23 protein-coding genes and 1 tRNA gene are annotated in these 22,962 nt (G+C 66.6%); 17 read left to right on the top strand and 7 right to left on the bottom strand.

Annotation, left to right across the window (positions count from 1 at the left end):
* The first annotated feature begins 30 nt into the window (after positions 1 to 30).
* Positions 31 to 702, top strand: coding sequence for an endonuclease NucS (nucS, locus tag MSM1_RS02555; RefSeq protein ID WP_213440044.1), 672 nt, complete (start codon positions 31 to 33; stop codon positions 700 to 702).
* A 32-nt stretch (positions 703 to 734) separates the two neighbouring features.
* Positions 735 to 1,031, top strand: a complete 297-nt coding sequence (locus tag MSM1_RS02550) for a hypothetical protein (RefSeq protein ID WP_213440043.1) — start codon at positions 735 to 737, stop codon at positions 1,029 to 1,031.
* On the opposite strand, the gene mce is transcribed toward MSM1_RS02550, so the two are convergent.
* On the bottom strand, positions 1,028 to 1,510 hold the full coding sequence (mce, locus tag MSM1_RS02545) for a methylmalonyl-CoA epimerase (protein ID WP_213440042.1): 483 nt from the start codon (positions 1,508 to 1,510) through the stop codon (positions 1,028 to 1,030). The two genes, MSM1_RS02550 and mce, sit on opposite strands and share 4 nt — an antisense overlap.
* Before the next feature lie 80 nt (positions 1,511 to 1,590).
* On the opposite strand from mce, the gene MSM1_RS02540 reads away from it, so the two are divergent.
* Positions 1,591 to 2,772, top strand: a complete 1,182-nt coding sequence (locus MSM1_RS02540; protein ID WP_213440041.1) for an acetyl-CoA C-acetyltransferase — start codon at positions 1,591 to 1,593, stop codon at positions 2,770 to 2,772.
* Positions 2,773 to 2,945: 173 nt separating this feature from the next.
* The gene (locus tag MSM1_RS02535) at positions 2,946 to 3,854 is read left to right on the top strand and encodes a tetratricopeptide repeat protein (protein WP_213440040.1); all 909 of its coding nucleotides are present in this window, start codon (positions 2,946 to 2,948) and stop codon (positions 3,852 to 3,854) included.
* Positions 3,855 to 3,915: 61 nt separating this feature from the next.
* Here MSM1_RS02535 and glgB read toward each other — a convergent pair whose 3' ends face one another.
* Entirely contained in the window at positions 3,916 to 6,111 is a 2,196-nt protein-coding gene (gene glgB, locus MSM1_RS02530) for a 1,4-alpha-glucan branching protein GlgB (RefSeq protein ID WP_213440039.1), read from the bottom strand.
* A gap of 6 nt (positions 6,112 to 6,117) precedes the next feature.
* Positions 6,118 to 8,196 (bottom strand): alpha-1,4-glucan--maltose-1-phosphate maltosyltransferase, encoded by a 2,079-nt coding sequence (locus tag MSM1_RS02525; protein ID WP_213440038.1) that lies wholly within the window; start codon positions 8,194 to 8,196, stop codon positions 6,118 to 6,120.
* Between the two features lie 266 nt (positions 8,197 to 8,462).
* On the opposite strand from MSM1_RS02525, the gene MSM1_RS02520 reads away from it, so the two are divergent.
* The gene (locus MSM1_RS02520) at positions 8,463 to 11,054 is read left to right on the top strand and encodes a glycosyltransferase family 1 protein (protein WP_213440037.1); all 2,592 of its coding nucleotides are present in this window, start codon (positions 8,463 to 8,465) and stop codon (positions 11,052 to 11,054) included.
* On the opposite strand, the gene MSM1_RS02515 is transcribed toward MSM1_RS02520, so the two are convergent.
* Together MSM1_RS02515 and MSM1_RS02510 are read right to left on the bottom strand one after the other, a co-directional pair.
* On the bottom strand, positions 11,041 to 13,041 hold the full coding sequence (locus MSM1_RS02515; protein ID WP_307857261.1) for an ATP-dependent DNA helicase: 2,001 nt from the start codon (positions 13,039 to 13,041) through the stop codon (positions 11,041 to 11,043). The genes MSM1_RS02520 and MSM1_RS02515 overlap by 14 nt on opposite strands.
* A gap of 43 nt (positions 13,042 to 13,084) precedes the next feature.
* Positions 13,085 to 14,332 (bottom strand): nicotinate phosphoribosyltransferase, encoded by a 1,248-nt coding sequence (locus MSM1_RS02510; RefSeq protein WP_236055110.1) that lies wholly within the window; start codon positions 14,330 to 14,332, stop codon positions 13,085 to 13,087.
* Positions 14,333 to 14,429: 97 nt separating this feature from the next.
* Between MSM1_RS02510 and clpS the strand changes: the two genes are divergently transcribed.
* The 11 genes from clpS to MSM1_RS02455 all read left to right on the top strand — a co-directional run bounded on the left by clpS (position 14,430) and on the right by MSM1_RS02455 (position 21,920).
* Positions 14,430 to 14,732 carry an ATP-dependent Clp protease adapter ClpS gene (gene clpS / locus MSM1_RS02505; RefSeq protein WP_213440035.1) on the top strand — a complete coding sequence of 101 codons (303 nt, stop codon included), beginning with the start codon at positions 14,430 to 14,432 and terminating at the stop codon, positions 14,730 to 14,732.
* A 25-nt stretch (positions 14,733 to 14,757) separates the two neighbouring features.
* The gene (locus tag MSM1_RS02500) at positions 14,758 to 15,327 is read left to right on the top strand and encodes a DUF2017 domain-containing protein (RefSeq protein ID WP_213440034.1); all 570 of its coding nucleotides are present in this window, start codon (positions 14,758 to 14,760) and stop codon (positions 15,325 to 15,327) included.
* Positions 15,327 to 16,367, top strand: a complete 1,041-nt coding sequence (locus MSM1_RS02495) for a P1 family peptidase (protein WP_213440033.1) — start codon at positions 15,327 to 15,329, stop codon at positions 16,365 to 16,367. The genes MSM1_RS02500 and MSM1_RS02495 overlap by 1 nt, the downstream gene beginning before the upstream one ends.
* On the top strand, positions 16,318 to 16,818 hold the full coding sequence (locus MSM1_RS02490; protein WP_307857331.1) for a M67 family metallopeptidase: 501 nt from the start codon (positions 16,318 to 16,320) through the stop codon (positions 16,816 to 16,818). The genes MSM1_RS02495 and MSM1_RS02490 overlap by 50 nt, the downstream gene beginning before the upstream one ends.
* Complete coding sequence (locus MSM1_RS02485) at positions 16,815 to 17,102, top strand: MoaD/ThiS family protein (RefSeq protein ID WP_213440031.1); 288 nt, start codon at positions 16,815 to 16,817, stop codon at positions 17,100 to 17,102. Before MSM1_RS02490 ends, MSM1_RS02485 begins: the two co-directional genes overlap by 4 nt.
* Positions 17,099 to 18,070, top strand: coding sequence for a cysteine synthase (locus MSM1_RS02480; protein WP_213440030.1), 972 nt, complete (start codon positions 17,099 to 17,101; stop codon positions 18,068 to 18,070). Before MSM1_RS02485 ends, MSM1_RS02480 begins: the two co-directional genes overlap by 4 nt.
* 53 nt (positions 18,071 to 18,123) lie before the next feature.
* Positions 18,124 to 18,792, top strand: coding sequence for a rhomboid family intramembrane serine protease (locus MSM1_RS02475; RefSeq protein WP_213440029.1), 669 nt, complete (start codon positions 18,124 to 18,126; stop codon positions 18,790 to 18,792).
* A complete protein-coding gene (gene murI, locus MSM1_RS02470) occupies positions 18,789 to 19,607 on the top strand; it encodes a glutamate racemase (RefSeq protein WP_213440028.1) in 819 nt (272 codons plus the stop codon). Before MSM1_RS02475 ends, murI begins: the two co-directional genes overlap by 4 nt.
* Positions 19,608 to 19,672: 65 nt before the next feature.
* Entirely contained in the window at positions 19,673 to 20,443 is a 771-nt protein-coding gene (locus MSM1_RS02465; RefSeq protein WP_213440027.1) for a cyclic nucleotide-degrading phosphodiesterase, read from the top strand.
* Positions 20,444 to 20,538: 95 nt separating this feature from the next.
* The gene (rph, locus tag MSM1_RS02460) at positions 20,539 to 21,318 is read left to right on the top strand and encodes a ribonuclease PH (protein ID WP_213440026.1); all 780 of its coding nucleotides are present in this window, start codon (positions 20,539 to 20,541) and stop codon (positions 21,316 to 21,318) included.
* Positions 21,315 to 21,920, top strand: a complete 606-nt coding sequence (locus tag MSM1_RS02455) for a non-canonical purine NTP pyrophosphatase (protein WP_213441302.1) — start codon at positions 21,315 to 21,317, stop codon at positions 21,918 to 21,920. Before rph ends, MSM1_RS02455 begins: the two co-directional genes overlap by 4 nt.
* Before the next feature lie 42 nt (positions 21,921 to 21,962).
* Here MSM1_RS02455 and MSM1_RS02450 read toward each other — a convergent pair whose 3' ends face one another.
* Both MSM1_RS02450 and MSM1_RS02445 read right to left on the bottom strand, forming a co-directional pair.
* A complete protein-coding gene (locus MSM1_RS02450) occupies positions 21,963 to 22,310 on the bottom strand; it encodes a DUF3817 domain-containing protein (RefSeq protein WP_213440025.1) in 348 nt (115 codons plus the stop codon).
* A complete protein-coding gene (locus tag MSM1_RS02445; protein ID WP_213440024.1) occupies positions 22,307 to 22,687 on the bottom strand; it encodes a hypothetical protein in 381 nt (126 codons plus the stop codon). Before MSM1_RS02445 ends, MSM1_RS02450 begins: the two co-directional genes overlap by 4 nt.
* 184 nt (positions 22,688 to 22,871) lie before the next feature.
* On the opposite strand from MSM1_RS02445, the gene MSM1_RS02440 reads away from it, so the two are divergent.
* A tRNA-Leu gene (locus MSM1_RS02440) sits at positions 22,872 to 22,954 on the top strand.
* Positions 22,955 to 22,962 lie beyond the last annotated feature (8 nt).

Raw genomic sequence — 22,962 nt, 5'->3', positions numbered from 1 at the left:
GCTCGAAGCCCATGGCTTATGGTGAGTCGGGTGCGGCTCGTGATCGCCCGGTGTACGGTCGACTATCTCGGCCGGCTTACCGCGCACCTGCCGCCGGCCCGCAGGCTGCTGTTGTTCAAGGCTGACGGGTCGGTCAGTGTGCATGCCGACGGCCGCGCTTATAAGCCGCTGAACTGGATGAGCCCGCCGTGCTGGCTTACCGAGGAACTCGACGGCCCCCGGCGGGTCTGGGTGGTGCAGAACAAAGCCGGCGAGCAGCTGCGGATCACCGTTGCGGAGATCGAGCATGATTCCAGCCACGAGCTGGGCATCGACCCAGGGTTGGTCAAGGACGGCGTCGAGGCCCACCTGCAAGCGCTGCTCGCCGAGCATATCGAGTTGCTGGGGGCGGGATATACGCTGATCCGCCGGGAGTACATGACCGCGATCGGGCCGGTCGACTTACTGTGCCGCGACGAACACGGCTACTCGGTGGCGGTCGAAATCAAGCGCCGCGGCGAGATCGATGGTGTTGAGCAGCTAACCCGCTATCTCGAGTTGCTCAACCGCGACAGCAGGCTCGCACCGGTGCAGGGAGTTCTTGCCGCCCAGCAAATCAAACCGCAGGCACGCACGCTGGCTGCTGATCGCGGCATCCGTTGCGTCACACTCGATTACGATAAAATGCGCGGTCTGGACAGCGGCGAGTACCGGCTGTTCTGAGTGTTCCGGCGAGTTTCGGTTAAGCTGATGGAATGCCCCGCCGCCGCAGACTGCCTCGTCGGCAGCAGCCGATTTGGCTATTGCCGGTTACGCGCAGAGCGGAGACCGGACCCGACGGACACGACTATGAAGTGCGACCGGTCGCCGGGGCTCGTGCCGTCAAGAACTATCGGTGTCCAGGGTGTGACCACGAAATCCGCTCCGGCACAGCACATGTAGTGGTATGGCCCGTTGATTCACCATTTGCCGGAGTAGATGACCGGCGTCACTGGCATACGATGTGCTGGGCTGCGCGAACGCGGCGACGTCCGACCAGAGTGTGGCTCTAGACCCCGGAGTCGGACATCGAAGCCGGCTCGACCAATTCGATTAGCACTCCGCCGGCGTCCTTGGGGTGAATGAAGTTGATTCGCGAGTTTGCCGTTCCCCGCCTGGGAGTCTCATAGATCAGCCGAACGCCTTGGGCGCGCAACCGCTCGGTCAGCGCCTCGAGATCACTGACCCGGTATGCCAGTTGTTGCATGCCGGGCCCATGCTTGTCCAAGAACTTCGCGATCGCCGACGACCCGTCGAGAGGGGCCATCAGCTGAAGCTGCGCGCTGCCGGGAGGGGCACCTCGGACCGCCAGCATCGCCTCGTTAATTCCCTGGTCCTCGTTGACCTCTTCATGAACCAGGATCATGCCGAGGTGCTCGTGGTACCACACGATCGCGGCGTCCAGGTCAGGGACCGCAAGTCCGACGTGATCGATCGCCGTAACCAACGTGGTCGCCAGGATGGGACGAGCGTCGATTTGGTCGGTGGTCATAACCTAACGGTAACCTGTCGGCGAAGATTGTGCTTCGTAGGCCGGGCAGACCGGCCGTTCTATCCGCCCTGGAGGTAGTCGTGACCACGTCGGTAATCGTTGCTGGAGCCCGCACCCCGATCGGTAAGTTGATGGGCTCGTTGAAGGGTTTTCCGGCCACTGATCTGGGTGCCATTGCGATTGCGGCGGCACTGGAGAAGGCACAGGTTCCGCCTTCGCTGGTCGAGTACGTGATCATGGGTCAGGTGCTGACCGCGGGCGCCGGTCAGATGCCGGCTCGTCAGGCCGCGGTGGCGGCCGGCATCGGTTGGGATGTGCCTGCGTTGACCATCAACAAGATGTGCCTATCCGGCCTGGATGCCATCGCCCTTGCCGATCAGCTGATCCGGGCAGGGGAGTTCGATGTGGTGGTGGCCGGGGGACAGGAATCCATGACGCAGGCGCCCCACCTGCTGATGAACAGCAGGGCCGGCTACAAGTACGGGAATGTAACGGTTTTGGACCACCTGGCCTACGACGGTTTGCACGACGTCTTCACCGACCAGCCGATGGGAGCGCTTGCCGAGCAGCGCAACGATGTCGATAAGTTCAGCCGTCGGGAACAGGACGAGTACGCCGCGCGCTCACATCAGCGGGCGGCTGCGGCGTGGAAGGACGGGGTGTTCGACGACGAGGTGGTGCCGGTCCGCGTCCCGCAACGTAAGGGTGATCCCCTGCAGTTCAGCATGGACGAGGGCATTCGCGCCGACATCACCGCCGAATCGCTGGCCGGGCTGCCTCCCGCGTTCCGGCCAGACGGCACGATCACCGCCGGGTCGGCGTCGCAGCTCTCCGACGGCGCTGCCGCGGTTGTCGTGATGAACAAGGACAAAGCCCGAAAACTCGGGCTTACCTGGCTCGTCGAGATCGGCGCCCATGGTGTGGTGGCCGGCCCGGACTCGACGCTGCAGTCACAGCCCGCCAACGCGATCAAAAAGGCTCTTGCCCGGGAAGGCATTACGCTCGATCAGCTCGCGGTCGTGGAGATCAACGAGGCGTTCGCGGCCGTGGCGCTGGCCTCGATACGGGAACTCGGCGTGGACCCGGAAATCGTTAACGTCAACGGCGGTGCGATCGCTGTGGGGCATCCGCTTGGCATGTCGGGAGCCCGCATCACGTTGCATGCCGCCCTTGAGTTGGCGCGTCGCGGCTCCGGCTACGCGGTTGCAGGCCTATGCGGCGCCGGCGGCCAGGGTGATGCCCTGGTCCTGCGGGCCGGCTAGCGACGAGGCTGGCACGGGCGTTTGCTGGCCGGTGTGGTGCGAGCCACATGTGAACTCCGCCACAACGGCTGATCAGCATCGCCACTCGAGGGCGCGAAGTCGGGTCGGCACCGAGACGTTGGTCGATGCGACCGGGTGGAGGGGCGTCCGAGGCGCGTGACAGACTTGACCCTGTGACGCGTCCTGGACCCCGGATTGGACCTGCCATGGCCGGTGCCGTCGATCTGTCGGCTCTAAAAGAGCGGGCCCAACGGAAGGCGTCGGCCGGTGGCAATGCGGCCGCAGGGGCCTCGGCGGAAGCGGTCGGCACCGAGATCACCGAGGCTAACTTCGAAGATGAGGTGCTGGTCCGCTCCAACCAGGTGCCGGTGGTGGTGCTGCTGTGGACGCCGCGCAGCGACGTATGCCGCCAGTTGGCCGACGCCCTGGCGGGCCTAGCTGCCGCCGACAGCGGTAAGTGGTCACTGGTGACGGTCAACGTCGAAGCGGTGCCCAGGGTGGCCCAGGTTTTCGGCATCCAAGTGGTCCCCACCGTGGTTGCGTTGGCCGCGGGACAGCCGGTGTCCAGCTTTCAGGGCATGCAGCCCCCTGCGCAATTGCGCCGTTGGCTGGACTCCTTGCTGTCTGCGGTGGCCGGCAAGCTTGGCGGCGCGCCGGGTTCCGAAGAACGGGTCGACCCGGCGCTGGCGCAGGCGCGAGAACAACTGCAGGCCGGGGACTTCGCGGCCGCCCGTAACTCATATCAGGCGATCCTGGACGCCAATCCGAGCAGTGGTGAAGCCAAAGCGGCGATACGGCAGATCGACTTTCTGACGCGTGCCACCGCACAGCGGCCCGACGCTGTAGGGATTGCCGACGCGGCCCCGGATGACATCGAGGCCGCATTCGCCGCTGCCGACATACAGATCCTCAACCAGGACGTAGGCGCCGCGTTTGATCGCCTGATCGCACTGGTGCGACGCACGTCCGGCGATGAGCGCACCAAGGTGCGCACTAGGCTGATCGAGTTGTTCGACCTCTTCGACCCGTCGGACCCCGAGGTCATCGCCGCGCGGCGCAACCTCGCCAACGCGCTTTACTGAGACGTGGCGCGGTGGTCACCGAAAATCGGGTCAGGGATTTGCGTGGGTCCGCTGGGCGCTGCTAAGCCGGTTCCAGCCACAGAGCCGACGTGGGCGGTAACACCAGCACCGCCGACGCCGGGCGGCCGTGCCACGGCTCGTCGGTGGCGTCGACGCCGCCCAGGTTGCCGACGCCGGAGCCCTGGTAGGCCGTGGCATCAGTGTTGAGCACCTCACGCCACCGGCTGGCCCTGGGTAGGCCGAGCCGGTAGCCGGTGTGTTGCGTGCCGGCGAAGTTGAACACGCAGGCAAGCACCGAGCCATCGCTGCCGTAGCGTAAGAAGCTCAGCACGTTGTTGGCCGAGTCGTTGGCGTCGATCCAGGAATACCCCTCGGGGCTCGAGTCCTGGCTCCACAGCGCGGGGTGGCTACGGTAGATATCGTTGAGGTCGCGCACGAGTCGCTGGATACCAAGGGAAAAACCGTCTTCGTCCAGTTGGAACCAGTCCACGCCGCGCTGTTCGGACCATTCGGCGCGCTGGCCAAACTCCTGGCCCATGAACAGCAGTTGCTTGCCCGGGTGCGCCCACTGGTAAGCCAGCAGGCTGCGCAGCCCGGCGGCTTTCACGTGGTCGTTACCCGGCATCCGTGCCCATAGGCTGCCCTTGCCATGCACAACCTCGTCGTGGCTGAGCGGCAGTACGAAGTTCTCGCTGAACGCATAGAGCATTGAAAACGTCATCTCGTGGTGGTGATAGCTGCGATAGATCGGGTCGTGGCTGAGGTAGTCGAGCGTATCGTGCATCCAGCCCATATTCCACTTCATCGAAAATCCCAGGCCACCTAGGCTGGTCGGTCTCGATACACCTGGCCACGCAGTCGACTCCTCGGCAATGGTCACAATACCGGGAGCTACCCTGTGCGCAGTCGCGTTCATTTCCTGTAGGAATCGCACCGCCTCGAGGTTTTCCCTACCTCCGTAGATATTCGGCGTCCATCCGCCCGGAGGGCGCGAGTAGTCCAGATAAAGCATCGACGCCACCGCATCCACGCGCAGGCCGTCGACGTGAAACTCTTGTAGCCAGTAGAGCGCATTGGCCACCAGGAAATTGCGCACCTCGTGCCGGCCGAAATTGAACACATAGGTGCCCCAGTCGAGTTGCTCGCCACGAGACGGATCGGCATGCTCATAAAGCGGTGTGCCGTCGAAACGGCCCAGCGCCCAGGAGTCCTTGGGGAAGTGGGCTGGCACCCAGTCCACGATCACACCGATGCCGGCTTGATGCAGCGCGTCGACAAGAGCGCGAAAATCGTCGGGCGTACCGAATCGGGCGGTCGGCGCATAGTAAGAGGTCACCTGGTATCCCCACGAGCCGGCGAACGGATGCTCGGCCACAGGCAGCATCTCGACATGAGTAAACCCTTGCGCCACAACATAATCAGTTAGCTCTCGGGCAAGCTCGCGATAGCTCAGTCCGGGACGCCATGAGCCCAGGTGGACTTCGTAGGTGCTCATCGGCTCGACCACCGGGTTTTTCCGTGCGCGGTGCGCCATCCAGTCCGAATCGCCCCAGGTGTAGTTGCTTGACGTGACCCGCGAGGCGGTGTGCGGGGGCACTTCGGTGGCGAATGCGAACGGGTCAGCGCGGTCAGTAACCACACCATCGGCGCCATGAACACGGAACTTATACAGACCGTCCCGTGGAAAGTCCGGCCAGAACAATTCCCATACTCCCGATGAGCCGAGTACTCGCATCGGAGCATCGTTACCATTCCAGCCATTGAAATCTCCGATAAGGCTGACTCCCTTGGCGTTTGGCGCCCACACCGCAAATGACACCCCGTCGACCACACCGTCGGCGGTGGTGAAAGAGCGGGGATGCGCACCTAATACCTCCCATAGCCGCTCGTGGCGTCCCTCGGCGAATAGATGCAAGTCGATCTCACCTAACGTCGGTAAAAAGCGGTAGGCATCGGCACCGATGTAGACACCGGAACCGGTGTAGCTTATCTGCAGGCGGTAGTCCATGAGGCCGACGAACGGTAGCGCAACTGCGAATAGCCCGGACTCGATGTGCCTCAACGCGAACCGCTCACCGCCGATAAGCGCGGCGACTTCGGTCGCGTGCGGGCGGAATGCCCGGATCACGGTGTGGTCACCGTATTCGTGGGCTCCCAGGATGCTGTGCGGATTGTGATGTACGCCAGCCACCAAGCGTGCCAGATCACCGGGATCCGGCGCCAAGTTGCTCACCTGAAAGTGGTCGGTCGGCGTCATCACGGCTCACCTCCTGCGCAGCAGGGTGAATCGGGATTCTTCCGGGATCAGAGGCATGTTGATGATATGCGCGACCGCGCGAGCCGGGTCGATGCGAACATAGTTAGCTTGCCCCCATTGGTATTGCTCGTCGGTGATCTCATCGCGCACCCAAAACCGCTCGTAGGGCTCCCTGCCCAGCGCGGCCATGTCCAGCCACAGGGTCGCTTCCTCGGGTGCAAATGCATTGAGCGTAACCACCACCAGAACGCAGTCTCCGGTAATGGGGTCGAACTTGCTGTAGGCGAGTAGCGAATCGTTGTCAACATGATGGAAATGGATCGTGCGCAACTGCTGCAACGCTGGATGTAGCCGGCGGATTGCATTGAGCCGTCCGATGAATGGCTCTAAAGATCGACCTCGGGCCAGCGCGCCGGCGAAGTCGCGGGGACGCAATTCGTATTTCTCAGAGTTCAGGTATTCCTCACTACCCTCATGCAGCGCTTGGTGCTCGAAAAGTTCGTAGCCGGAATACATCCCCCATGCCGGACCCATGGTTGCCGCCAGTACGGCCCGGATGGCGAACATGCCGGGCCCGTTGTGTTGTAGCACGGCGTGCAAGATGTCCGGGGTGTTGACGAACAGGTTGGGCCGGCGATAGTCGGCGAGTGCGGCAATCTCGCGGCCGAATTCGGTAAGCTCCCACTTCGATGTGCGCCAGGTGAAATAGGTGTAGGACTGCGTGAAACCCAGTTTCGCGAGTCCGTACTGGCGCGCCGGCGGCGTGAAGGCCTCGGATAAGAACAGCACGTCGGGGTCGACCGCTTTGACTTGACCGATCAACCAGGCCCAGAAATCCGGCGGCTTGGTGTGCGGATTGTCAACCCGGAAAAACTTCACCCCGTGATCCACCCAGTAGAGCACCACGCGCAACACTTCGTCATACAAGCCGGCCGGGTCGTTGCTGAAGTTCAGCGGGTAGATGTCCTGGTATTTCTTCGGAGGATTCTCCGCATAGGCGATGGTCCCGTCGGGCAGTTCGGTGAACCACTGCCGGTGGTCTCGGGCCCAGGGATGGTCCGGTGCGCACTGCAGCGCAAGGTCGAGCGCTACCTCCATACCCAGGTCGCGGGCCACCGCGACGAACCGGTCGAAATCCTCGATCGTGCCCAGCTGGGGGTGGACAGCATCGTGGCCACCCTCATCGCTGCCGATCGCCCACGGAGAGCCGACGTCGCCGGGCGCGGCGGTCACGGCGTTGTTGGGGCCCTTGCGGTGAACCTTGCCGATGGGATGGATCGGCGGGAGATAAACCACGTCGAAACCCATGTTCGCGATGCGCGGCAGCGCTGCGGCGGCGGTGGCAAAGGTGCCATGCACCGGTCTGCCGTCGGCGTCCCAGCCGCCGGTCGAGCGCGGAAACATCTCATACCACGCGCCGAAACGCGCCAAGGGCCGATCCACCCAAACCCCGTACTGTTCACCGCGGGTAACCAGTTCGCGCAACGGGTAGCGGGCCAGCAGTTCGCCGATCTCGGGCGCTAGCGCCGGCGCGGCGCGGGTCACCGGATCACCCGGCGCACGCAGCGCCGCCGCGGCGGTGAGCAGCGGCTGGCGTTGCGCGCGCGGTACCCCGGCGGCGGCGCGTTCGAACAGCCGGGCACCCACCAGCAGGTCGTTGGACAGTTCTGCCTCTCCCTGGCCGGCGTCCAGTTTGGCCACCATCGCGTGGCGCCAGGTGCGGATCGGGTCGCCCCACCCATCGACCCGGAAGGTCCACAATCCAACGCTGTCCGGGATGAACTGGCCGTGGAATACGAAAGGCTCCGCACCCATGGTCATCGGGAGTAGCACTGGCTTGACCCGGGGACGCGCCTCGGCGGCTTCGGTGTCAAGGACCTGCACGGCCCTGACCCCGCGCAGGTCGGGCATCTGGGGGTAGCGCGGCCCGAGGTAGCGCACGACCAGGGTCGCCGCGACGGCCTCATGACCTTCCCGCCATACCGCGGCGCGAACCGGCAGCACCTCGCCGACCACCGCTTTGGCGGGGTACCGGCCGCAGGAAACGACGGGCTGGACGTCATCGATCACGATGCGGTCGGGCACCCACTACTCCGTTTCGATCCGATTGCCCGGCTCCTCCTCGGGCCGGCTGGTGGCCCGCATCGTCGCCGGAGGTTCCGATTGCCCGGCTCCTCCTCGGGCCGGCTGGTGGCCCGCATCGTCGCCGGAGGTTCCGATTGCCCGGCAAGACTCGTCACGCCAATACCCACCACGGATACCCACCGTAGTGCTGTCCGGCCACCCGCTGAGTGCCACGCGGCGGCTTCGATGCGCTGCGGTCAGCTCAGCCGTCAGTAAGGTAATGGTCCGTGAAAGCTCTCCGCCGGTTTACCGTCCGCGCTCACCTGCCGCAGCGGCTGGCCGCGCTGGATCAGCTGTCGACCAACTTGCGGTGGTCCTGGGAAAAGCCGACCCAGGACCTCTTCGCGGCCATCGACTCGACGCTATGGGAACAATGCGGCCGCGATCCGGTAGCACTGCTGGGCGCGGTCAGCCCCGCCCGGCTCGACGAGTTGGCCGTCGATGCTGACTTTGTGGGCAGGCTGGACGAATTGGCGGCCGACTTGAATGACTACTTGAGCCGTCCGCTCTGGTATCAGCAGCAGCGTGACGGCGTGGCCATGCCCACCGGGATCGCGTATTTCTCGATGGAATTCGGGGTGGCCGAGGTGCTGCCCAACTACTCGGGGGGCCTTGGAATCCTTGCCGGAGACCATTTGAAGTCGGCATCTGACCTGGGGGTGCCGCTGATCGGGGTCGGGCTGTACTACCGCTCCGGGTATTTCCGGCAGTCGTTGACCGCTGACGGCTGGCAGCGCGAAACATACCCTTCGCTGGATCCGCAGGGTCTGCCGCTACGGCTGCTGAGCGACGGCGGCGAGCCGGTGCTGATCGAGCTGGCCTTGCCGGACGCTGCGCGGCTTCGGGCGCGCGTCTGGGTAGCACAGGTGGGTCGGGTTCCGTTGCTTTTGCTGGACTCCGACGTTCCGGAGAATGAGCACGGCCTGCGCAGTGTCACCGACCGCCTTTACGGCGGCGACCAGGAGCACCGCATCAAACAGGAGATCCTGGCCGGTATCGGGGGGGTGCGGGCGATCCGGGCGTTCACCGCCATCGCAGGCTTGCCCGCGCCCGAGGTGTTTCACATGAACGAGGGGCACGCCGGATTCCTTGGGGTCGAACGTATCCGGGAACTGATCACCGAATCGGGGTTAGACTTCGACACCGCGCTGGCAGTGGTGCGCTCCAGCACGGTGTTCACCACCCACACCCCGGTACCGGCCGGCATCGACCGCTTCCCGGTGGACATGGTGCGTCGCTACTTCGATGACAGTGGTTCAGCTGCGCTGCTGCCCGGGGTGCCGACCGACCAGGTCCTCGCGTTGGGGGCCGAGGATGATCCGGGAACATTCAACATGGCGCATCTGGGTCTGCGGCTGGCGCAACGGGCCAACGGGGTCTCCCGGCTGCACGGCCGGGTGAGCCGGTACATGTTTAATCACCTGTGGCGTGGGTTCGACCCCGAGGAGGTGCCGATCGGGTCGATCACCAACGGCGTGCACGGGCCCACCTGGGCCGCGCCACAGTGGTTGCAGCTGGGGCGCGAACTGGCCGGCTCGGACTCGGCGTTGCGGGAGCCCGCGGCGTGGCAGCGACTGCAGCAGGTCGATCCCGCGCATTTGTGGAAAATCCGCTCGCAACTGCGAGCGCTGCTGATCGACGATGTCCGGGTACGGCTGCGCCGCTCGTGGCTGGAGCGCGGTGCGGCTGAGGCCGAATTGGGTTGGATCGCCACGGCGTTCGATCCGGAGGTGCTTACCATCGGGTTCGCGCGGCGAGTCCCGACGTACAAGCGGCTGACGTTGATGCTGCGCGACCCCTACCGGTTGGAACGGCTGCTGCTCGATGACGAGCGGCCGATTCAGATCATCGTCGCCGGGAAGTCGCACCCGGCCGACGAGGGCGGCAAGGCGTTGATTCAGCAGGTGGTGCGGTTCGCCGATCGCCCGGAGGTGCGTCACCGCATCGCTTTTCTGCCCGACTATGACATGTCGATGGCTCGGTTGTTGTACTGGGGCTGCGATGTCTGGCTGAACAATCCGCTGCGCCCCCTGGAGGCGTGCGGCACATCGGGGATGAAAAGTGCGCTCAACGGCGGGTTGAATCTGTCCATTCGCGATGGTTGGTGGGATGAGTGGTACGACGGTGAAAACGGCTGGGAGATACCGTCTGCCGACGGCGTGATGGCAGAAGACCGCCGGGACGACCTGGAAGCCAGCGCGCTCTATGAGCTGCTGGAGCAGGCGGTGGCACCGAAGTTTTACGAGCGCGACAAGCACGGGGTGCCACCGCGGTGGATCGAAATGGTGCGGCACACGCTGCAGGGGTTGGGTCCCAAGGTGCTGGCCTCTCGCATGGTGCGCGAGTATGTCGAGCAGTACTACCTACCGGCGGCGCAGTCGCTGCGCCGGACCGTCGGTGGTGGCGGCGACCCCGCCCGTGGTGAGTTCGAACCGGCCCGCCAGCTGGCCGCCTACCGGCGGCGGGTCGAGGAGGCATGGCCGAAAATCCAGATCACCGACGTCGACAGCACCGGACTGCCCGACACGCCGCTGCTGGGGTCGAAGCTGACCCTGACCGCGACCGTGCAGCTGGCCGGGCTGCGCCCCGATGAGGTGGTGGTGCAGGCGGTGCTGGGCAGGGTTGATGCCAGCGATGCGCTGGTGGACCCGGTTATCGTCGAGATGACCCACGCTGGCGGCGCCGGTGCCGGCAAAGAGATCTTCTCGATGACCACAGCGCTGCCGGTAGCCGGGGCGGTCGGCTACACGGTTCGGGTGCTGCCCCAGCACCCGCTGTTGGCCGCGCCCAGCGAACTTGGCCTGGTCACCCTGGCTTGACTTCCAGCGAGGCACGCAGCCGTTCGAGTGCCTTGCGAACCTGCACCGCATCGGTGGTTTGCCAGAACGGCGGCAGCGAGGCGCGCAAGTAGCCGCCGTAACGGGCGGTCACCATTCGGGAGTCGAGCACCGCGATCACCCCGCGGTCGCCGACGGTGCGCAGCAGGCGGCCCGCTCCCTGCGCGAGCAGCAGCGCGGCGTGGGTGGCGGCGACCGCCATGAACCCGTTGCCGCCGCGCGCGGACACCGCCCGCTGCCGGGCGCTGAGCAGCGGATCGTCGGGCCGCGGGAAGGGGATCCGGTCGATGATGACCAGCGACAGCGACGGGCCCGGGACGTCGACGCCCTGCCACAACGACAGCGTGCCGAACAGGGAGGTCGCGGGCTCGGCGGCGAAATGCTCGATCAGCGCGGCGGTGCTGTCGTCGCCCTGGCACAGCACCGGGGTGGTCAGCCGCTCCCGCATGGCCTCGGCGGCGGCGTGCGCCGCGCGCATCGATGAGAACAGCCCCAGCGTGCGCCCACCGGCCGCGCTGATGAGTTCGCTGATTTCGGTGAGCTGCTCAGCGGCACCGTTGCCGTCACGGCTCGGCGGCGGTAGGTGGGCGGCGACGTAGAGGATTCCGGCCTTGGCGTGCTGAAACGGCGAGCCCACGTCCAGCCCGCGCCAGCGGGGGCGGTCGGCCTGCTTACCGGGGGGCGAGCAGCTGAGACCCCAGGTCGCGGCCATCGCGTCGAAGGATCCTCCGAGCGCCAGCGTCGCCGAGGTCAACACGGTCGTCGAGCGGGCGAACACCTGGCTGCGCAGCAACCCCGCGACCGACAGTGGCGCCACCAGTAGTGCGGCCCGCGGCACATCGTGGCCATCCTCGCGCTCCAGCCAGACCACATCGTTGCGATCCGGGATCGCGGGGCCAAATGACGCCAGGATTCGCGATGCCGTTTCGGAGATGTCGATCAGGCCGGTGACCGCTTCGGCGCGTGCCGCCGCCGCCGCGGTGTCGGCGGGCGACGTGTCGATCGCCGCCCGCGCCGCATTCGCCGCGTCGCGCAGCGCGGTGAGGTGTGTCGCCAACTGGTCGCCGAGGCGATCAATGCGGCCGGGAGTTACCGCGTCGATCACCGCGGTGAAGGCGGCCGAGGCCGCTTGCATCCGCTGGGTCAGTTCCGGTTCGACCAGCCGGACGATCCGCCGGGCCGCGACGGCGAGCGCGGTCGACGTCAACTCCCGGGTGGCCACCGCCGTGACGCGATCAACCAGCTCATGGGCCTCGTCGACCACGAGCAGCCGGTGCTCGGGCAGCACGGCCGACTCGCTCAGGGCATCGATAGCCAGCAACGCGTGGTTGGTGACCACGATGTCGGCGGTGCCGGCCCGGATCCGCGCCCGCTCGGCGAAGCACTGACCGCCGAACGGGCAGCGTGACGCGCCCAGACATTCTCGCGCGGAGACGCTGACCTGCGTCCAGGCCCGATCCGAGACGCCGGGCGTCAGATCGTCGCGGTCGCCGGACTCGGTGGTCGACACCCACGCGGTGAGCCGCTGCATCTCGCGGCCCGACGCGGTGGGCGCGAGCGGCTCGAAAAGCGCATCCAACGGGTCGCGCCCGAAGTCCGGGTCGTCCGCTGCGCCGTTGTGCATCTTGTTCAGGCACAAATAGTTTCGCCGGCCCTTGAGGAGCGCGAACCGGGGCCGGCGGGGAAGCTCGCCGGCGAGGGAGTCGACCAGCCACGGCAGATCGCGATCAACGAGCTGGCGCTGCAATGCGATAGTCGCGGTGGACACCACGACCGGCGCGCCGGCCGACACCGCATGCGCAATCGCCGGGATGAGATACGCCAGCGACTTCCCGGTACCGGTTCCGGCCTGGACAACAAGGTGCTCACCGCTATCAAAGGCATCCGCGACCGCTTCGGCCATTTCCAGTTGGCCGCGGCGCTCGCCGCCACCTAGCGCGGCCACCGCGGTGGCCAGCAGCCGGGGCACGGACGGATCTGGCGTCGCTTCTCCTGGGGGTGAGGTGGTGTTGTCAGGCGGGAATGTGCAGTGTCGGGATCGCCGGCTCACCGTGTGATAAGTGCAGACCCTCCCACGGCAGGCTGCGCAGGCCGGATTCCACCAGCTTGCGCGCGGCGGTCAGGTCCACGTCGACCACCGCTTGCCCGCCGCGGACCAGCGGGGTGGTCAACACCCGGTATGGCTCATCGGTGTCGGGCGGGCGGCCCGCCGGATGCACGATCTCCTCGGTGATCGTGCCGGTCGGACGTGCCAACCGCAGAGCCTCCTTGCGCCCGCCCAGGGACTCTTTGCGGCTGCTGCGTTTCTGCACCGGCCAACCATCCACTTCCACCAGCTTGTACACCATGTTCGCGGTCGGTGCACCCGATCCGGTCACCAGCGCCGTGCCGACCCCGTAGCTATCCACCGGTTCGGCGCGCAGTCCGGCGATGGCGAACTCGTCGAGATCGCCGGACACCACAATTTTGGTCTGGGTCGCACCCAGCCGGTCGAGTTGCTCGCGTACCTGGCGGGCCAGCACCCCTAATTCGCCGGAGTCGATTCGCACCGCGCCGAGCGCTGTCCCTGCGGCCGCCACGGCGTTGGCCACTCCGGTTGTCACGTCGTAGGTGTCCACCAGCAGCGTGGTGTCGGCACCCAGCGCGTCGACCTGAGCGCGAAACGCGGCTAGCTCGTCAGGCCCGTCGGCGCGGGTGTGCAGCAAGGTGAAGGCATGGGCAGCAGTGCCCTCCGCCGGCACGCCGTATCGGCGCTGGGCCTCCAGGTTGGACGATCCGGCGAAGCCGGCGATGTAGGCCGCGCGGGCCGCCGCGACGGCAGCCTGCTCGTGGGTGCGCCGGGAGCCCATCTCGATGAGCGGGCGGCCATGGGCGGCGCTGACCATGCGGGCCGCCGCTGACGCGATGGCACTGTCGTGGTTGAAAATCGACAGTGCCAAGGTTTCCAGCACCACACATTCGGCGAAACTGCCGTGCACCGAAAGCACCGGTGAGCCGGGGAAATACAGTTCTCCCTCGCGGTAGCCGTCGACGTCGCCGCGAAATTGAAAATCACGCAGATACGCCACTGTTTCCCGGTCGAGGAATTCTCCCACCATGGCCAAGGCGACGTCATCGAACCGAAACTCGGGTAGAACCTCCAGAAACCGGCCGGTGCCGGCGACCACGCCATAACGGCGTCCCTCGGGCAGACGGCGAGCGAATAGCTCAAAGGTGGTGCGGCGATTCGCGGTGCCGTCACGCAGCGCCGCTGACAGCATGGTCAGCTCGTACTTGTCGGTCAGCAGCCCGACGGGAGACGCGCCATGCACACCGCAACGGTATCGGGTGCCGCGCGCAGCTCGGTATCCTGGAGCCATGGTTGCCTCAGCGCCTGCCAAGCCCGCAACCACCGGGCAACGGGATGTCGACGCGGTCGACGCCACTGCCGGTCCGTGGGTCACCATCGTGTGGGACGATCCTGTCAACCTGATGAGCTATGTGACATATGTCTTCCAGAAGCTGTTCGGCTACAGCGAGCCACACGCCACCAAGCTGATGCTGCAGGTGCACAACGAAGGCAAGGCGGTGGTGTCATCGGGCAGTCGGGAGGCTATGGAAGTCGACGTGTCCAGGCTGCACGCTGCCGGGTTGTGGGCAACGATGCAGCAGGACCGGTAACGCTCACCGGACTTGCGGGATCGCCGTGCGCAAATGGAAGCGGGTTGAAACGGCCGAGGGTCCCCGTTTTCGATCCGCCCTCGACCCGCACGAGGCGGCGTTGCTCAAGAACATGGTCGGCTCGCTGATCGCCATGCTCGATGAGCGAGCAGCCTCCACGCCACCAGACGAACTCGAGCAGATCACCGGCATGCGCACCGGTAACGCCGAACCACCCGGCGACGCGACACTACGCCGGCTGTTACCCGATTTCCACAAGCCGGACGGCTCCGAGAGCACCGACAGCCTGAACGCCGCGCTGCGCAGCCTGCATGAGCCGGAAATTATCGACGCCAAACGTGTTGCCGCACAACAGCTATTGGACACCGTACCGGCCGCGGGCGGGCGGTTCGAGCTAACCGAGGAAGGTGCGAACGCCTGGATCGCCGCGGTCAACGACCTCCGGCTGGCGCTGGGGACCATGCTTGAGATCGGCCCCGACGGCCCGGAGCGATTGCCCGCCGGCCATCCGCTGGCCGTGCATCTTGAGGTGTATCAGTGGCTGACCGTGTTGCAGGAATACCTGGTGTTGGCGTTGATGGGTAAGCCCGCCTGATGAATTCCATCACCGACGTGGGGGGCGTCCTCGTCGGCCACTACCAGCGATTAGATCCCGATGTGACCCTGGGCAGCGGTTGGGCGACGGGTGTCAGCGTCGTGCTGGCTCCGCCCGGCACGGTGGGTGCCGTCGCTTCCCGGGGCGGCGCGCCCGGCAGCAGGGAGACCGACCTGCTTGACCCAGCCAACACGGTGCGATACGTCGATGCCGTGCTGATCGCCGGCGGCAGTGCCTACGGGCTGGCGGCTGCGGACGGCGTCATGGGCTGGCTGGAGGAACATGACCGCGGTGTCGCGCTGGCCGGCGGGGTAGTGCCCATCGTGCCGGCCGCGGTGATTTTCGATTTGGATGTCGGCGCCTGGAAGCAGCGACCCACCGCCGAGTTTGGGTACGCGGCCTGCGAAGCGGCGGGTGTGGACGCCGCCGTCGGGACGGTCGGCGCCGGGGTGGGAGCCCGCGCCGGCGCGCTTAAGGGCGGCGTCGGCACCGCCTCGACGACGCTGGCGTGTGGCGTCACCGTCGGCGCGCTGGCCGCGGTGAACTGCGCGGGCAATGTTATCGACCGGGCTACCGGCCTGCCGTGGCTGGCGTACCTGGTCGACGAGTTCGGTCTGATACCGCCGCCGGCCGAGCAGATCGCCGCGCTGGCGCGGCTGAAAGCCCCGTCAAGCTTGCTGAACACGACGATAGCGGTGGTGGCCACCGACGGCCCGCTCAGTCCGGCCGCATGCCGGCAGGTTGCCAGCGCCGCCCACGACGGACTGGCCCGCGCTATCCGGCCGGCACACACCCCGGTCGACGGCGATATGGTGTTCGCGCTGGCCACCGGCGCCGTCGCCGCGGCACCGCCGGCCCTCGACATGCCGGCGGCGTTTTCTCCTGAGACGGCGTTGGTGAGCGCGGTCGGCGTGGCGGCGGCCGACTGCGTGGCCCGTGCTGTGCTGGCCGGTGTGCTCGCCGCCGACTCCGTGGCCGGAATACCCACGTATCGCGGCGTGTTGCCGGGAGCGTTCGAGCAACCGAGAGGACACCGTTGACGTGCTGGTGATTCGAGCTGACCTGGTGGACGCGATGATTGCTCACGCCCGCTCCGATCACCCAGACGAAGCGTGCGGGGTGCTCGCCGGCCCGGAAGGCTCCGACCGTCCCGAGCGCCACATTGCCATGGCGAACGCCGAGCGGTCGCCGACCTTCTACCGGTTCGATTCGGCTGAGCAACTCAAGGTGTGGCGCGCTATGGAAGACTCGGGCGAGGTGCCGGTTGTCATCTATCACTCCCACACCGCGACGGAGGCCTACCCGAGCCGCACCGACGTGAGCCTGGCCGCCGAACCCGATGCGCACTATGTCGTGGTGTCCACCCGCGATCCGGACCGGCCCGAGGTGCGCAGCTTTCGCATCGTCAATAGCACCGTCACCGAAGAGCCGGTCAAGATCGTCGAGCAGTATCAGGCCCAGGATCAAACCGAGGAAGAATCCGAGCTATGAGCGTCACCGTGTCCATCCCGACCATTCTGCGCGCCCACACCGGCGGCAAGAAGCGCGTCGAAGCCAATGGCGACACGCTCGCCGCCGTCATCAGCGACCTGGAGGCCCGCTACTCGGGCATCTCCGAGCGCCTCATCGACTCGGCTAATCCAGGCAGGCTGCACCGCTTCATCAACATTTACGTCAACGACGAAGACGTGCGATTCTCCGGCGGCCTGGACACCGCAATCGCCGACGGCGACTCGGTCACCATCCTGCCCGCGGTGGCGGGTGGGAGCAGATGACCCGGTACGCCTCACTGCTGCAGGCCCTGGGCAACACGCCCCTGGTCGGACTGCCGCGCCTATCACCGCGCTGGGACGACGGGCCCGACGGACCGCACGTGCGGCTGTGGGCCAAACTCGAGGACCGCAACCCCACCGGCTCGATCAAGGACCGGCCGGCGCTGCGGATGATCGAGCAGGCCGAAGCCGACGGGCTGCTGCAGCCCGGGGCCACCATCCTGGAGCCCACCAGTGGCAATACCGGCATATCGCTGGCGATGGCGGCCAAGCTGAAGGGCTACCGGCTGATCTGCGTGATGCCGGAGAACACGTCCGTGGAGCGGCGCCAGATGCTTGAGCTTTACGGAGCACGGGTCGTCTATTCCCCCGCCGAGGGCGGCTCCAATACCGCAGTGGCCACCGCGAAAGAGCTGGCCGTCGCCAACCCCTCGTGGGTGATGCTCTACCAGTACGGCAATACGGCCAACACCGACGCGCATTACTACGGTACGGGCCCCGAGCTGCTGGCCGACTTGCCCGAGATCACCCATTTCGTCGCCGGGCTGGGCACGACGGGCACGCTGATGGGCACCGGCCGGTTCCTGCGAGAGCGGGTTCCCGGTGTGCAGATCGTGGCCGCCGAACCCCGCTACGGCGAAGGCGTGTATGCGCTGCGCAACATCGACGAGGGCTTCGTTCCCGAGCTCTATGACTCCGAGGTGCTCACCGCGCGCTACTCGGTGGGCGCCGCCGACGCGGTCCGCCGCACCCGTGAGTTGATCGACGCCGAAGGCATCTTCGCGGGCATCTCCACGGGCGCGGCGCTGCACGCCGCGCTTGCGGCCGCCGCGAAGGCCGTCAAGGGCGGTCAGCGCGCCGACATCGCGTTCGTCGTCGCCGATGCCGGATGGAAGTACCTGTCCACCGGCGCCTACTCCGGGAGCGTGGCCGAGGCCGAGCGCGCCCTGGAAGGGCAGCTATGGGCATGATCCGCGCTGGCAACGATGACGCCGGCGCGGGCGGGATCAAGGAGTGGCGCTAAATGGCCGCCCAGACGGCCGGACGGTCTTCGGCGCGCCAACCACCCGACAAGAAGTCGCCCCGGTGGATGCTCGGTGCCGCGACGATCGTCACTTTTGTGGCGCTGCTCTATGTGATCGAATTGGTCGACCAGCTGACGGGTCATCGGCTGGACTACGACGGTATCCGGCCGCTGGAAGCCGATGGCCTGTGGGGGATCATCCTCGCCCCGCTGCTGCACGCGAGCTGGGCTCACCTGATTGCCAATACCGCTCCGGCGCTGCTTCTCGGTTTTTTGGTGACCTTGTCGGGTCTGGCCCGCTTCGTCTGGGCGACCGCGATCATATGGATCCTCGGCGGCGTCGGCACCTGGCTGATCGGCAATGTGGGATCGACCTGCGGGGAGACCGACCACATCGGCTCCTCCGGCCTGATCTTCGGCTGGCTGGCCTTTCTGGTGGCCTTCGGTTTTTTCACCCGCACCGTCTGGCAGATCGTTCTCGGTGTTTTGGCGCTGTTCTTGTACGGCAGCATCCTGTGGGCCGCCATACCGGTGCTTCACATGTGTGGAGGGGTGTCCTGGCAGGCGCATCTGTGCGGCGCGCTCGCCGGCGTGCTGGCGGCCTACCTGCTATCCGGGCCGGAACGCACCGCTCGCGCCCGGCGCAGAGCCGAAGCGGTGCGCCGGTGAAATCGCCGCTCGCTCCCGTCGGCATCTTCGACTCGGGCGTCGGAGGGCTGACGGTGGCCCGCGCCATCATCGACCAATTGCCCGACGAGGACATCATCTATGTGGGTGACACCGCCAACGGCCCTTACGGGCCGCTGCGCATCCCCGAGATCCGCGCGCACGCGTTGGCGCTCGGTGACGACCTCGTCGCACGCGGCGTCAAGGCATTGGTGATCGCCTGCAACTCGGCCTCCGCGGCGTGCCTGCGGGACGCCCGCGAACGCTACGACGTGCCCGTCATCGAGGTGATCCTGCCGGCGGTGCGGCGCGCGGCGGCAGCCACCCGCAACGGCCGCATCGGAGTGATCGGCACCCAGGCGACCATCGCCTCACGCGCCTACCAGGACGCGTTTGCCGCCGCCCGCGACACCGAGATCAGCGCGGTGGCCTGCCCGCGGTTTGTCGACTTCGTCGAACGCGGCATCACCAGCGGGCGTCAGGTGCTCGGTTTGGCAGAAGGCTATCTGGAACCGCTGCAGCGCGCCGGGGTGGACACCGTAGTGCTCGGTTGCACGCACTATCCCTTGCTGTCCGGAATTATCCAGTTGGCGATGGGGGACAGCGTCACGCTGGTCTCCAGCGCCGAGGAGACGGCCAAAGAGCTGGTGCGGGTACTGACCGAACTCGATCTGCTGCGTCCGCACCACGCGCCACCGGCAACCCGGCTGTTCGAAGCCACCGGTGAGCCGCAGGCATTCGTTAAACTGGCGAGCAGGTTCTTGGGACCGGCCATCACCGGCGTTCAACCCGCTCGCCGTCACATGGATGTGCGTTAGGCGCGGAGAATGATCCCCGTCGCAGAAGCGATGTTCGCCATCGCGGCGCCGAGCATGGCACAGTAGTGACCGTGGAAATCACCGTGCTCGGTTGTTCGGGCAGCGTCGTCGGCCCGGACTCACCGGCATCGGGGTATCTGTTGAAGGCGCCCGACACCCCGCCGTTGGTGATCGACTTCGGCGGGGGTGTTCTCGGCGCCCTGCAGCGCCACATCGATCCCGGTTCGGTGCATGTGCTGCTGTCGCACCTGCACGCCGATCATTGCCTGGATCTCCCGGGATTGTTCGTGTGGCGCCGCTATCATCCGACGCCGCCTACTGGTAAGGCGCTGATGTACGGGCCGAGTGACACCTGGGCGCGGCTGGGCGCGGCGTCATCGCCATACGGCGGGGAGATCGACGATTGCTCGGACATCTTCGACATTCGCCACTGGGTCGACGGTCAGCCGGTGACGCTGGGCGCGTTGACGGTGACGCCACGGGTCGTGGCGCACCCCACCGAGTCGTACGGCCTGCGGATCACCGACCCCGCCGGGGCGTGCTTCGTCTATAGCGGCGACACCGGCGCCTGCGAGACGCTCGTCGAGTTGGCCCGGGATGCCGATGTTTTTCTCTGCGAAGCATCCTGGACGCATGCGCCGGACCGCCCCTTCAATCTGCATATGTCGGGAACCGAGGCCGGGCGGGTGGCGGCGGCGGCCGGTGTGCGCGAGCTGTTGCTCACCCACATTCCGCCGTGGACGTCGCGCGAGGACGTGATCAGCGAGGCCAAGGCCGAGTTCGACGGTCCCGTGCACGCGGTGGTGTGCGGTGAGACGTTTGGTGTCCCGCGCTGATCCAGCGGTGCTGAACCCGACGGAGCACGGCCCGATGCCTGCTGGCCGGGCGAGGCCGCTCGAGCCGGTAACGGCCGGCGGCTAGTGTTGGCGGCGTGTCTAAACGAGAAGACGGCCGCCTCGACGACGAGCTTCGCCCGGTCGTCATTACCCGCGGATTCACCTCGTATCCGGCGGGCTCGGTGCTAGTCGAATTCGGCCAGACAAGGGTGATGTGCGCGGCCAGTGTCGTCGAGGGTGTGCCGCGCTGGCGCAAGGGGTCGGGTTTGGGCTGGCTCACCGCCGAATACGCGATGCTGCCCGCGGCGACATATCCGCGCGGCGACCGGGAATCGGTGACGGGCCGCATCAGCGGACGCACCCAAGAGATCAGCCGGCTGATCGGGCGGGCGCTGCGGGCTGCGATCGACTTGGGGTCATTCGGGGAGAACACCATCGTGATCGACTGCGATGTGTTGCAGGCCGACGGCGGCACTCGCACCGCGGCGATCACGGGCGCCTACGTGGCGTTGGCCGATGCGGTGACCTACCTGTCCGCGGCGGGTCAGCTGTCCGATCCGCGGCCGTTATCGTGTGCGATCGCGGCGGTCAGCGTCGGGGTCGTCGAGGGCCGCATCCGGGTGGACCTGACCTACGAGGAGGACGCGCGCGCCGAAGTCGACATGAACGTCGTCGCGACCGACACCGGAACCCTGGTGGAAATCCAGGGCACCGGCGAGGGTGCGACGTTCCCCCGCTCGACGTTAGACAAAATGCTCGACGCCGCGTTCCGGGCGTGTGACGCGCTGTTCGCCGCCCAACGCGATGCGCTGGCCTCGCCGTATCGGGGGGTATTGCCCGAAAGGCCCGCCACTCAGAAGGCGTCGGGAAGCTGACTGGGCTGCTGGTCGTCAGCCGTAACCGGAAGAAGCTGGCCGAGCTGCGCCGGATGCTGGAGCGGGCAGGTATCACCCGGTTGGCGCTACTGTCGCTCGATGACGTCGCCCCTTTCCCCGACACGCCGGAAATCGGTGCGACTTTCGAGGACAACGCGCTGGCCAAGGCGCGTGCTGCGTTCGCTGCGACGGGCCTGGCGAGCCTCGCCGACGACTCGGGGCTAGAGGTGGCCGCGCTCAACGGCATGCCCGGCGTGCTGTCGGCGCGGTGGTCGGGCCGGCACGGCGATGACGCGGGCAATGTTGCGCTGCTGCTCGCGCAGTTGCGTGATGTGCCCGACGAGCGCCGCGGCGCGGTGTTCGTGTCGGTCTGTGCGCTGGTGTCGGAATCCGGCGAGGTGGTCGCGCGCGGCGAGTGGCCCGGCACCATTGCGCACCAGGCGTGCGGTGTGGGCGGGTTCGGCTATGACCCGGTGTTCATTCCCCAAGGCTTCGACCGCACCGCCGCGCAGTTGAGCCCGGCGGAAAAGGACGCGGTCTCCCATCGCGGCCGTGCCTTGGCGCAGTTGCTGCCGGTGTTGCGCGGGCTCGCTCGAGAGTGACTGCCGGGCTTTTGACGTCGCCGCTCACGCCTCGTCGCGCAGCTACAGGTTGAACCGCGTCTTGACGGCGCGGGTCTGGAAATGTTCGACGATGATGCCCAGCAGCGGAATCGTTCCGGACAACAGCACGCCGACCGTCTTTGCGATCGGCCAGCGGACCTTGACGGCAAGGTTGAAGGCCGCCAGCACGTAGGTGAAATACACCCAGCCGTGCACGATTTCGATCCAGCGGATTTCGTGATGAAAGACCAGGTGCGAGACGATTTCGTAGCACAGCGCAATCAGCCAAAGACCGGTCGTCCACGCCATCACCCGGTAGCCGAGTAGTGCCACACGAATCTTCGCCACGGGCGTGCCCGCTGCGGTCTGCGGCGTCTCCGGTGCGCTCATGCAGTGGTCCGGTGCTGTTGTTCGGCATCGCGACGGGCGAGGTCGGCCAGGTAGGCGTTGTACTGCCTGAGTACCGGATCGTCGGGTTCGCCCCGGGCCGGCTTGGGCCTTTCGGGCAACAGCCCAGGCGGAATCTCGGTCATAACGTGGTTTTCACGCGGCTCGGGCGGTGTTTCCTCGTAGCGGACGAACTTGCGGTACGCGTAGACGAAAAACCAGGCGAACAGCGGCCACTGGAGTGCGTACCCGAGGTTTTGAAAGCTTCCCGACGCCGATTGAAACCTCGTCCACTGCCACCAGCCCAGCGCCAGGCAGCCACCGGCGGCGATGATCACCAGCACGATCAGCGCAGGTCTGCGGCGAGGCGTAGGGGGCACATTTAGACGGTACCCCGGGGTCGTCGGCGGGCGCTCAGTCGTGTCGGGCGTGCCGGGTGCTCGGCGTGGGTGAAGGTTTGGACCGGGAAGCGGCGCGATCACTCGGCCATGTTGCCACCGCTGCGGTGAGCCACCTGCGACGGATTCCCCGGCGAGCCCCGCGGTAGGATCGGCTGGCCGGCCCGCGGGCGTGATGGAACGGCAGACATGCCGGCTTTAGGTGCCGGTGCTCGAGAGAGCGTGAGGGTTCGAATCCCTCCGCCCGCACCCGTACT

The organism is Mycobacterium sp. SM1 (assembly GCF_018361265.1).
GTDB lineage: Bacteria > Actinomycetota > Actinomycetes > Mycobacteriales > Mycobacteriaceae > Mycobacterium.
The sequence above is the reverse complement of the archived record's forward strand: the minus strand, read 5'-3'. Positions and strand labels throughout refer to the sequence as shown.

Coding starts and splice junctions, on each gene's coding strand:
- MSM1_RS02550 (WP_213440043.1), top strand. CDS start 735: ATGCCCCGCCGCCGCAGACTGCCTCGTCGGCAGCAGCCGATTTGGCTA.
- mce (WP_213440042.1), bottom strand. CDS start 1,510: ATGACCACCGACCAAATCGACGCTCGTCCCATCCTGGCGACCACGTTG.
- glgB (WP_213440039.1), bottom strand. CDS start 6,111: ATGACGCCGACCGACCACTTTCAGGTGAGCAACTTGGCGCCGGATCCC.
- MSM1_RS02510 (WP_236055110.1), bottom strand. CDS start 14,332: ATGCTGTCAGCGGCGCTGCGTGACGGCACCGCGAATCGCCGCACCACC.
- clpS (WP_213440035.1), top strand. CDS start 14,430: ATGGTTGCCTCAGCGCCTGCCAAGCCCGCAACCACCGGGCAACGGGAT.
- MSM1_RS02495 (WP_213440033.1), top strand. CDS start 15,327: ATGAATTCCATCACCGACGTGGGGGGCGTCCTCGTCGGCCACTACCAG.
- MSM1_RS02485 (WP_213440031.1), top strand. CDS start 16,815: ATGAGCGTCACCGTGTCCATCCCGACCATTCTGCGCGCCCACACCGGC.
- MSM1_RS02480 (WP_213440030.1), top strand. CDS start 17,099: ATGACCCGGTACGCCTCACTGCTGCAGGCCCTGGGCAACACGCCCCTG.
- MSM1_RS02475 (WP_213440029.1), top strand. CDS start 18,124: ATGGCCGCCCAGACGGCCGGACGGTCTTCGGCGCGCCAACCACCCGAC.
- MSM1_RS02450 (WP_213440025.1), bottom strand. CDS start 22,310: ATGAGCGCACCGGAGACGCCGCAGACCGCAGCGGGCACGCCCGTGGCG.